Annotated in this window: 10 protein-coding genes and 1 pseudogene; 5 read left to right on the top strand and 6 right to left on the bottom strand. The window is 66.1% G+C overall.

Going from position 1 to position 9250, the window contains the following annotated elements; all coding sequences use genetic code 11:
* The first annotated feature begins 2 nt into the window (after nucleotides 1-2).
* The 5 genes and pseudogenes from B1759_RS16615 to B1759_RS16600 all read left to right on the top strand — a co-directional run bounded on the left by B1759_RS16615 (nucleotide 3) and on the right by B1759_RS16600 (nucleotide 3180).
* Nucleotides 3-119, top strand: a complete 117-nt coding sequence (locus B1759_RS16615) for a transposase (protein ID WP_095516209.1) — start codon at nucleotides 3-5, stop codon at nucleotides 117-119.
* A 182-nt stretch (nucleotides 120-301) separates the two neighbouring features.
* A pseudogene (locus tag B1759_RS20570) lies at nucleotides 302-550 on the top strand (IS3 family transposase); the annotation flags it as partial.
* Between the two features lie 74 nt (nucleotides 551-624).
* Nucleotides 625-819, top strand: coding sequence for a hypothetical protein (locus B1759_RS16610; protein ID WP_095516208.1), 195 nt, complete (start codon nucleotides 625-627; stop codon nucleotides 817-819).
* Nucleotides 820-831: 12 nt separating this feature from the next.
* Entirely contained in the window at nucleotides 832-1083 is a 252-nt protein-coding gene (locus tag B1759_RS20565) for an integrase core domain-containing protein (protein ID WP_095516303.1), read from the top strand.
* A gap of 666 nt (nucleotides 1084-1749) precedes the next feature.
* Entirely contained in the window at nucleotides 1750-3180 is a 1431-nt protein-coding gene (locus B1759_RS16600) for an AAA family ATPase (protein ID WP_158225322.1), read from the top strand.
* A 133-nt stretch (nucleotides 3181-3313) separates the two neighbouring features.
* Here the strand turns inward: B1759_RS16600 and B1759_RS16595 are convergent, their stop codons facing one another.
* From B1759_RS16595 to B1759_RS16575, 6 genes are all read right to left on the bottom strand, one after another.
* A complete protein-coding gene (locus B1759_RS16595; protein WP_095516206.1) occupies nucleotides 3314-3682 on the bottom strand; it encodes a hypothetical protein in 369 nt (122 codons plus the stop codon).
* A gap of 76 nt (nucleotides 3683-3758) precedes the next feature.
* Nucleotides 3759-4688 carry a DUF932 domain-containing protein gene (locus B1759_RS16590; RefSeq protein ID WP_095516205.1) on the bottom strand — a complete coding sequence of 310 codons (930 nt, stop codon included), beginning with the start codon at nucleotides 4686-4688 and terminating at the stop codon, nucleotides 3759-3761.
* Nucleotides 4689-4826: 138 nt separating this feature from the next.
* On the bottom strand, nucleotides 4827-4964 hold the full coding sequence (locus tag B1759_RS19860; protein ID WP_158225321.1) for a hypothetical protein: 138 nt from the start codon (nucleotides 4962-4964) through the stop codon (nucleotides 4827-4829).
* A 776-nt stretch (nucleotides 4965-5740) separates the two neighbouring features.
* Nucleotides 5741-7258 (bottom strand): hypothetical protein, encoded by a 1518-nt coding sequence (locus tag B1759_RS16585; RefSeq protein WP_095516204.1) that lies wholly within the window; start codon nucleotides 7256-7258, stop codon nucleotides 5741-5743.
* Between the two features lie 76 nt (nucleotides 7259-7334).
* Entirely contained in the window at nucleotides 7335-7649 is a 315-nt protein-coding gene (locus B1759_RS16580) for a hypothetical protein (RefSeq protein ID WP_095516203.1), read from the bottom strand.
* A 100-nt stretch (nucleotides 7650-7749) separates the two neighbouring features.
* Nucleotides 7750-9150 carry a hypothetical protein gene (locus tag B1759_RS16575; protein WP_095516202.1) on the bottom strand — a complete coding sequence of 467 codons (1401 nt, stop codon included), beginning with the start codon at nucleotides 9148-9150 and terminating at the stop codon, nucleotides 7750-7752.
* Between the last annotated feature and the right edge of the window lie 100 nt (nucleotides 9151-9250).

Genomic DNA, 9250 nt, shown 5'->3' with positions numbered 1-9250 from the left:
GCATGAGGAAGTCCCGTTTCAGTGAGACCCAGATCGTCGCCGCGCTCCGCCGCCAGGAGCAGGGCGAGAAGGCCCGCGACATCTGCCGCGACCTTGGCATCAGCGAGCCGACGTTCTAAGCCTGGAAGGCCAAGTACGGCGGCATGGGCGCCAGCATGCTCCGTCGCATGAAGGATCTCGAGGTGGAGAACGCTCGCCCCAAGCGGATGTACGCCGACCTCTCCCTGGTCCACGAGGCGCTGAAGGAGGCCGTCGCAATAAAAGCCTGAGCCCCGACGCGAAACGCGCCATCGTGAACGAGATGCACACCGAGCACGGGGTCAGCGTCCGTCGAGGCTGCGAGGCCGTCGGCCTCCCCCGGAGCACGTACCGCTACGTGCGCCGCCCGAATGCCGACGGGCCGGTCACCGAGGCGCTCTCAGCGCTCGTCGAGGCCCACCCTTCGATCGGGTTCTGGCAGTCGTACCACCGGCTCCGCCTGGCCGGCCACGCGTGGAATCACAAGCGGGTCCGCCGGGTCTACACGGCCATGAGGCTCAACATCCGGCGCCGGGCGAAGAAGCGGCTCTTCACGCCGGAGGCCCCGAACGAGGTGTGGAGCCTGCCGGGGCCTGTCCCCACTTCATGCGCGACACCCTCTGGGACGGCCGCCCGTCCCGGCTCTTCAACGTCATCGACGACTTCAACCGGCAAGTCCTATGGATTGAGGTCGACACGTGGATCGAGGTCGACACGTCGTTCCCGTCCCTGCGGGTGACCCGCGTCCTGGAGCAACTCGAAGAGAGCCGAGGGCTACCGGGGATGATCCGCGTCGACTAAGGGCCGGAGTTCATCAGCCACCGGCTCGACGCGTGGTGCCAGGATCGCGGCGTCACGCTGGCCTACATCCAGCACGGCGAGCCGCCGCAGAACGCCTACATCGAGCGGCTGAACGGGAGCGTTCGCCGCGAGCTCCTCGACGCCTACATCTTCCGGACCCTCGACGAGGTCCGTCGGAAGGCCCTTGACTGTCAGCACGACTACAACCATCACCGCCCTCACAAATCCCTCGGCTACCGGACCTCGGTGGCCGCCCTGTCCTGAACCCCGCTTTCTAGTTTTGGGTGGGCCGGAAAACGGGGACGCCTACATCTGCATCACGAGCAGCAGGCGCTCTGCCTCGCTGCGTACCCTATGCCCGGTGTCTGGGAAGCCTGGAGCGGGTCACACCCACGAGACACCCATTGGGGACAGCGTGCGTCGGAGAACGGTGGTCCGTGCAGGTCGTTCGATCCCGTGCGTTTCTCGTCCCTGAACCTTTCTCGTCTCTGAACGATGGAATACTCCGGTTTCGATTTCGGCGATCTCCCAAGGGCCGTCAACCTCGTCTGGCGCTACAAACACCTGTCCCGGAGCTCGGGAGGATACTCTGACCCCATGGAAGGTGGGTCTGAGCTCGAAGACTTTCTCCTCACCATCCAGCCGCCGCAAACCGGCCAAGTTGGAGGGCGTCCCCTCCCAGGGGCGTTGGACTGGCGCGTCGACTCGTCGGACCCGTTCCACCCTGAGGTCCTCCTCGTCCCGGCTGTCGATTCCCGAGGGACTCTCCTTTCCGTCCGGGGCATCGCGCTTCAAGTAGAGCCGCCCTGGGAGGGGCACGGCCCGGTCCTGTTCTCTCGGTCTACAGTTGAAGCCAACCGTGGGGTGGGACTCGCAGACCTCCCGACCCCGTTCCCGACCGCCCCCCTCAACTGGACAGGACGTCTCGTCGTGGCCGTCCGCTCTCCGGTCACCGCCGTCGTGCTCGACAGCCTCGGGATCCGGGCGTGCGCGTTCGAGAGCCCAGCGCGCACGCTCTGCTCTGCTGACGCGCTCCGCTCGCTCCTCGACCTAGGGGTCCTCACACCCTTCGATGAACCGGAGGTCGTGCTCATCGTCGCCGACACTACGGCCAAGTTGAGTCCGGAGGGCGCCAGCCTCCTGAAAGGTCTGTTCAGCAAGGTCATTGAGGCCCCCCACCTTGAGTCCGCAGAGTTCTTGCAGAAGGTCGGGGGACACGGTGGAGGGGGCTCCCTGGAGCACTTTTTGCTCGCCAAAGCTGAGAGAGGGCGTGTCCGGCACGAGTCTCCCCACGTCCTCCCATCTGAGAAGGCCCGGCCCGAGAAACGCCGAGGGAAGAGCCTGCTCGAGATCGCAGAGGGGGATCCTGTCGAGTGGGTGGTTCCTGGGCTGGCGGCGTCGGGGACCGTGACAGACCTGATCGGCGAGCCCAAAGCTGGCAAGACCACGCTGGCGCTCGAGGCCGCCCGTGCGGTCGCGGAGGGACGGGACTTTCTCGGCGAGCCGACTGTCAAGGGGCCCGTCGTCTACGTCTCCGAGCAGTCCGAACCCTCGCTTCGTGGGACCCTCGACCGGATGGGATGGATGACGCAAGACGTGATCGCGTTGACAGTGGAGGACCACTGGGACCTCCGCTTCGACGAAGTCCTCCTCGACGTCTACAGGATCGTTCGTGAGACGGGTGCCCGGCTCGTCGTGATTGACACGCTCGCAGCCGTCGCGAAGCTAGGTGGGCGGATGGCGTCGGCCCCGTCCGTCCGCCGCCTTTTCGCGAAGGTCCGGGGGCGGCTCTGCGAGGGAGGCGTGGCCGTCGTCCTCGTCCGGCACACGACGAAGCGCGGGGCCCAGGGGCGGACGTTGTCCGTGTCCGCCGCCGGGTCCGGGTCTCATGCGTTCGCCGGGGAGGCTGACCACGTCGTGGTCTACTCGGTCGTCGAAGGGGCGAACGGACTACGCCATATGCAGGTGCGAGGTCGGATGACGGAGAACGCGGACATGATCGTCGAGTGGACGGGCAACGGGGTCGTGAAGCGCCCTCCGTCCGGCTCCCGTCCCGCCGCCGACGGGGCCGCCGGAGTTATCAGGGACGACGCCGCGCGAGAAGAGGCCGTCCTCCGCTTCCTCAACGAGTCGCCAGGGGAGTCGTTCAGCGTGAAAGCCCTGCTGAAAGCCGTGAAGACTTCCGATGGCCGCACGATCAAGCAGACGACCCTCCGAACGACCCTCGGGCGCCTCGAGAAGCGGGGCGAGGTGGCCTGCGACCACGACGGAATCCGCAACCTCTACTCGCTGGGCCGGGGGTTCCAAGATCCCCTTTCGGAGACCTCCGACGTCCGCGGGAACGCGGACGTCGAAAGCTGAAAGCGGGTTCCCACGGCCACGAATGAGCTCTCACGGTCTGCGCCCGTTCGAGCGGCCAGAAACGTTCGGGGGCAAAAACAGGAAGGGGCAGGCGATAACGCCGTTCCCTTCCTGCCAGACTTGCACCTGCTGGCTAGCCGAGGTCGCCGCCGAGGTCGGTGCCGAACTCTGCGAGCGCACGAGCTCTGATCAGGGCCGTCTCACTGACTTCGACCGAGTACCCGAACCATCGCTCCGATAGCGACGGGCTGCACAGGTAGGCCGCGACGACCACGACGAGAGCTGATCGCTCCGGGGAGAGCGTCCGGCGGCCCGCAACGACCGACCCTGCCAGGTCCACGACCGCGTGGGCGTCCCCGAGGCGGCTGGCCACCTCCGGCGATTCCGCGCCGCGCGTAACCACGGCGAACAGGTCCACGATCTCGGAGAGTTCGATTGGCTGAAGCGCGGCGGCTGACAGGTCCGACCATAGCGCCTCAGCCGCGTGTTCAAGGTTGTCCATAACAGCGAGAAGGGAACAGCGAGAAGGGGACTGGCATCGCTGCCAGCCCCCCTCGGTTGGTGATCGGGGTCTGCGTCTAGTTCAGCCGGTCCTGGGCGTACTGGACGAGCCCGGACACGAGCGCGTCGTTGTGCGCCCACGAGGCGGCCGATTGCTTGGGGTCGTGCCACAGCACGTTCGTCCCGGCCTGCATGAGCCCGAAGAGGGTGGCCTCCTCGTGCTCAGCGTACCGGCGCATCACCTTCCCAACGAGCGAATCGCCGAACTGCGGGAAGAGCGACAGCACCTCTCGAAGCCGCTTGTCCGAGGTCTGCGCCTCCCGTAGGCGGCGGAGCGCCCGGACGAACACGGCGAGGTCGTGGGGCGCCCGGTGGACGAGCTTGAGGCCCTGACGAACCACGCCCTGCCAGTCGTCCGAGGCCGACCCCGTCGTGTGCTTGAAGCTCACGCGGCCGAAGAACTCGCCCGATAGGAGGCCATTATCACAAGCGAATCGCCTTCCCATGAGAGCGGCCTCGAACCTCCATGTCGTGTCGTACGATGTCCGGAACACGAGGCTCAGGCCCACGGGGTCGGAACCGTCGCCGGAAGCCGATACGTCCTGGCTGACCTCGTCGCCGAAGTCGAGCACGACGGCGAACTTGCCGCCGTCCCAGAAGGCCCGGCCGGGCTGCCACGGGAGGCCCGAGCCCTCGGCCACCTCTTGCGCGAGGTCGTACACCTCGGCGTTCGTCATGAGCAAGTAGCGCTCGGAGACGTTGCCGAGGTGACGGTAGCCGTGGGGGGCCGCGTCGTCCTCGATCTCGATGGCGTAGCCCGTGTGCTGGCCGGAGTTCTCAGAGTGCGTCGGCGTCTTGACGATCTCGGCGAAGGGCGAGATCATCGTTTTGGTGCGGTTGATGACGGGGAGCCCGTCGATGACCTGGTTGGCCGCGATGGCGCCGATGTCCCGGTGCTGGACGCGGGCGGCGGTGTCGCGGAGTTGGTTGAAGCGGGAGAGTTCCATGGATGTGTTCGTGCAAGGGGGATACGGAAAGAGTCGCCCTGCCGTAGTTGGCAGAACGACTCTTTCTTTTCGTGTGTCAGATGAGACAGCTTTTAAACCTGATCTTGTGCTCGGGTCAGGCTGTCCTTGCGAGAGCGATCAGCGGTGGCGTTTTAGTGTGCGAACGAAGGCGAAGACCGCAAGGGCGGCCTCGGCGACGAGCGCGGCGAGTCGGCGGAGGCCGTCGCCGTCAGGGTGGATGGGGGGAGGCCCGGTGTCTGGGGTGTCGGAGGACATGGCGTGCAGTGAGGAGGAGTGACAGGGAAGCAGGGGATCCGCTTCACGCCTATGGTCTCCGGATCGCGGCACCGATTGCGCCCCCTCTTCGGCACACGCCTCTCGGAAATGTCAGGGTCTGGACCCCGACATCCTTTTTTGCCCCCTATCAATAGAGGTCAGAATCGCCGATTGTGACAAGATCGGTCGCTCGGTGGGGCGAGTATTCCCCACCCCGTGCCCTTCCTCTCCAGACGGCCACCGAAGTGTAGACCCTGGCCGCTCGTCGGGTCTCTAGCCCGGCTTGCCCTCGACCCACGGTCCACACGGGAGACACCACTGTTCAGCGAGACCAGCCTCCTCTACAGTCACCCAGTAGCCGGCAAGACTGCGTGACCGAGCCAATGTTGACCTCCAACTCGCATACGGCACCGGTCTCGTCCGTGAATCGCCAGACGAGAGCGTGAATGCCCCCCATCCTCTCCTCTCGGAGGACCCGACCTGAGATGACAGAGCGGAGGCGGTCGGAGCTTCGTTGCGAAACCCGAGCTTGGGATCAACCATGCCGCGATCTCGACCCTGTACAGGCTCTCACGCGCGCTCGATGTCGGCGCTGATGAATTCGTGCGTTCGACCTTGGATTTACTTATACAAGATTGTTAATGGTAGGGCTTAAGTCATTGTCTTACAAAGTGATACTTTCTGATTTTAGATCCTCTAAAAAAAGGAAGGCAGGAGAGGGGCCCTTTAGTCTGGCAGATAGAGTTGCCATGGCTAAAATGGGTTTAAAATGATCCTTAGACAAACGGTTTCTCCCCGACGATGACGGCGCCAGGCGGGAGCCCTGCCAAGCCCCGGGCCTCTTCCACGGCTGCGCGTGGGATCTCACCGATGGTCACGAGGCCGTCGTGCTCGTGGCTGACGGGCTCGAACCCGTAGGAGGCACCGAGGATGGCGAGCCGGTGGACGAACGACGCCTCCAGGCCCTGGAGCAAGAACGCAGCGAGCCTTGACGCGAGGAGGTGACGTTCTCGGTTCTGGGCAAGGAGTTCGAGTGCGGCCGTGCTCCCTACGGCGTTCCGGACGTAGGTCTTCTTGTGGACCGCCATGTAGAACCCTTCGGACTTTGACCACTTGTCGACGAGGTGGTCGTGCCAGCGCGAAGCTTCGCTTGCGAGAGGCTCGACTTCCACCAAGAACCGGCCGTAGGTGTCCAGAAGGGCGTCGCCGCCCACGTCCTGCCGGATGACTTTCGCCAAGCTTCCTGACGAATGCGCGAGCCCGGTTGGGGTCGGGACACGCGCACCCATCAGGACCGCGTACAGCGCCTTCTTCCACGCCCGCACGCTCAGGCCGCACCGTTCGGCGTAGGCCTCCTTTGACCCGTCCGAGAGGTACTGGCGGAGCGCGACCGGCTCGATTCCCGCGCGTTCCATGAGCACGACGAGGAGCCGGGCCTGGGAGTCCGACAGATCGTAGTTCCGCCAGTCCGCGACGCCCTCCCGTGCTGCCGCCTTCATCCGCCCGCTGCAGGACTGGAGCCCACCCCCGCGTTCGGTGAGCCGGCCGAACCGTTGGACCGAGTAGGCGGGCGTGTACTCCCAGATCGGTTCGCCCGCGAGCGAGCCCAACTCATCGGTGAGCCGGGGGGCCTGACCCAGAACGGTCCAGTAGCAGGCCTGGTCCGTCCACAGCCGCATCCGGGCGACGAGCCGGTCCCCTTCCGTCACGGCCGTGCTGCAGGCGGTCCTCAGCGCCTCCAAGTGGCGCTCAACGGCTGCGGGGTTGAACGGGGACCTGCGGATCGAGTGGGCGGCTTCCACGGCAAGCCTGGGAGAACGACCCCACGTTCGATCTGACAGATTCGACCGGACACGCCGCTCCGAGGGGACGCCCGTGAACAGGTTGACGAGCGTGCCGGACTCGACGTCTCCCACTCGGGGGCCGGCGTCCATGATCTCGGTGAGGAGCGCCTCCGTCACTTGCATCTCCCGCGACAATTGGGCCCGCCGGTCATGGCCCACGAAGGCGAGGTGGCCGCGCTCAACGAGGATCTTCCAGAGCGCGTGCGGGAAATGCCAATCGATGAAGGTGGCACAGATCGGGATCGTCGGGATGTCCAACTCTGGGTGTTCGGAGACGCCGTTGCGCCGTGGCACGCGGAGCTTTCCTACGGTGGAGGCGATGACGTGGAGGAGGAGTCGTTTGGTGTCGTCACCCAGGCCGGCTGTGGCGTGGTCGATCACCGTTAGCTGTCGGCGCGTACCGAGCAGGTGGGACTGGATCCAGGGGGAGACCGTCGTCTGGTGTTGCATGGACTGAGAAGGTGGATTGAGAAGGGAAGGGCACCGGAGGGACGAGCCCCCAGCTGGATGCCAGGGCCGTCGGGTATCAGTCGTTGTAGCGCCCGTTCATCAGATCGCGGAGGTCTGAGAGGCGGTAGGTCACCTGCCCGAGCGCCATCGTCCACGGGAGGCCGTTCTTCCGAGCCCGGCGGAGACCCGAGACCGAGATTCCTGTCCACTCGGCCGCCTCTCGCTGGACGAGGAACTCGCGCTCCGGCACGTCGGGGAGGGGTGCCGTACGTGTCGCCGTGCCGGTCGCGGACGGAAGGCGCGAGGCGACCTTCGGGGCCAGCTCGTCGGCGAGCTGGTCGAGCATTACGGCGAAGGTCTGTGCGAGGAGGTCGCGGTCGTTCGGGCTCATCACTGGGAGCGAATAGGGCCTCTCAGACCCGATCAGCCCCCTCCAGATCTGTTTTCGCAACCGCGACGGTTTCTCCCTGTTTGAGAGAACCTCTGGCCTGTCACTGGGGGAGTCTCGCTCCGGGACCCCCCGTCTGGTCGTCGGCACCTGCTGTCCGGGCCCACCGTGCGACGGCCTGCGCGGCGAAGACGAAGCGTGCCGCGCTCGACGCGTACCGGAAGGACCGGGTATCGTAGAGGTCGGCCGCTGGTGGGGGCAGCCCCAGCGCCTCTGCTGCTGCTCTATGGTGGAGGCGCAGGTGGGCCATCGGGATGTCGAGCCGCCCCGACTTCACCGCGCCCGACCAGAGCTTCCTCAACGAGTCCCCAGTCGCATCCCGCATCACGCCCGACCACGACTCGGACATCTGGTCGAACAGGTCGCCTGCCGACAACTCTTCCAGTTCCAGCCCACGGGTGAGACTGTACGGACCCAACGCCCTCGAACAAGAGACGGGGTCCGTGGGGGCGTAGCCCTCGATGTCTCGACCGGCTCGGACCGACCTGAACGACAGGCCTGGTCCGCCGTCGGCAACACCGACCACGAGGTCCCATGGGAGCGCGCCCGGCCCGTAGAGCCCGTGGTGGAGAAGGGTCGTCGCCAGCAGGCCCGCCACGACCGATTCCCGGTCGGCCTCTCTCGTCCCCTCCTCCCGACTGGGCAGGCTCAACACGTCGAAGGGGTAGGGGAGGAGGTCTACGGGTTCGACCTCGGACCACTTCCGACCGCCCCAGGAGTCAGACTGGAGCTTGTGGGCGATGACCACGTCGGCCAATGCCCGCTCGCCCCTCGCGACGGACTCGTCTCGGGAGCGGAGAAGGTGGAAGACGACGCCGACCGTGTTCTTCGGACCGGGCGGGCTGTCGGGCACGTCGGCGGTCGAGGCCATCAACCGGCGAGCGGTCGCTTCGTAGGGCTCTGACTTGTCGTAGGCGGCTTGGGCCATGACGCTCCGTCTAGGGCTTTCGAACCCGACGATGTAGAGTCCGAGCGCACGCTGCCAGCATTCGAGGAGGGCCCAGCCGTTAACCCCATCGCCTAGCTCAGCGATGGCGTATAGGGAGCGGCGGAGGTGGTCGAGGAGCGACGCGTGGGCCTGGACGGCCTCTCGGAGGCCCGCCTCGGCGGTCCGAAGGAGATCGCTAGCCGCCTCTTGATGGCGGGAGGCCACGTCGGACCTCACCTGCCGCGCACCCAAAGCGCTGACGGCCGCTTCTGCGAGCGAAACCAGCGACGGCGACGAGAACAGCGTCAGCGCGCGCTGTGTGGCATCGACAGGGAGTCCCGGGTAGAACCGCTGCCAGTACCGTTCGAACTCGCTCTCAAGGACCGGAGGGGTGGCCCAGGCCGAGGGGAGCGGCCCGGTCCACTCCAGTCCGCTCACGTCGCCGTACGCCACTCCGATGACGGCGCCAGTGGGGACGCCGTTGATTAGGGCCACTTCGGAGTAGAGCGGTTCCATCTGTGGAGTCTGACTTCGAGCGGAGCCGCAAGATCTGAGGCGGGGGGCTGTGGTTCAAACTGTCGGTCTCGATGGGAGCCGAGGACACTGTCGTCCCGGT

The organism is Rubrivirga sp. SAORIC476 (genome assembly GCF_002283555.1).
Classification (GTDB): Bacteria; Bacteroidota; Rhodothermia; order Rhodothermales; family Rubricoccaceae; genus Rubrivirga.
The sequence above is the reverse complement of the archived record's forward strand: the minus strand, read 5'-3'. Positions and strand labels throughout refer to the sequence as shown.

Bases quoted from the DNA above. Each gene is read 5' to 3' on its own strand.
- B1759_RS16590 (WP_095516205.1), bottom strand. From the start codon at position 4,688: ATGGAACTCTCCCGCTTCAACCAACTCCGCGACACCGCCGCCCGCGTC.
- B1759_RS19860 (WP_158225321.1), bottom strand. From the start codon at position 4,964: ATGTCCTCCGACACCCCAGACACCGGGCCTCCCCCCATCCACCCTGAC.
- B1759_RS16610 (WP_095516208.1), top strand. From the start codon at position 625: ATGCGCGACACCCTCTGGGACGGCCGCCCGTCCCGGCTCTTCAACGTC.
- B1759_RS16575 (WP_095516202.1), bottom strand. From the start codon at position 9,150: ATGGAACCGCTCTACTCCGAAGTGGCCCTAATCAACGGCGTCCCCACT.
- B1759_RS16580 (WP_095516203.1), bottom strand. From the start codon at position 7,649: ATGAGCCCGAACGACCGCGACCTCCTCGCACAGACCTTCGCCGTAATG.
- B1759_RS16615 (WP_095516209.1), top strand. From the start codon at position 3: ATGAGGAAGTCCCGTTTCAGTGAGACCCAGATCGTCGCCGCGCTCCGC.
- B1759_RS16595 (WP_095516206.1), bottom strand. From the start codon at position 3,682: ATGGACAACCTTGAACACGCGGCTGAGGCGCTATGGTCGGACCTGTCA.
- B1759_RS16585 (WP_095516204.1), bottom strand. From the start codon at position 7,258: ATGCAACACCAGACGACGGTCTCCCCCTGGATCCAGTCCCACCTGCTC.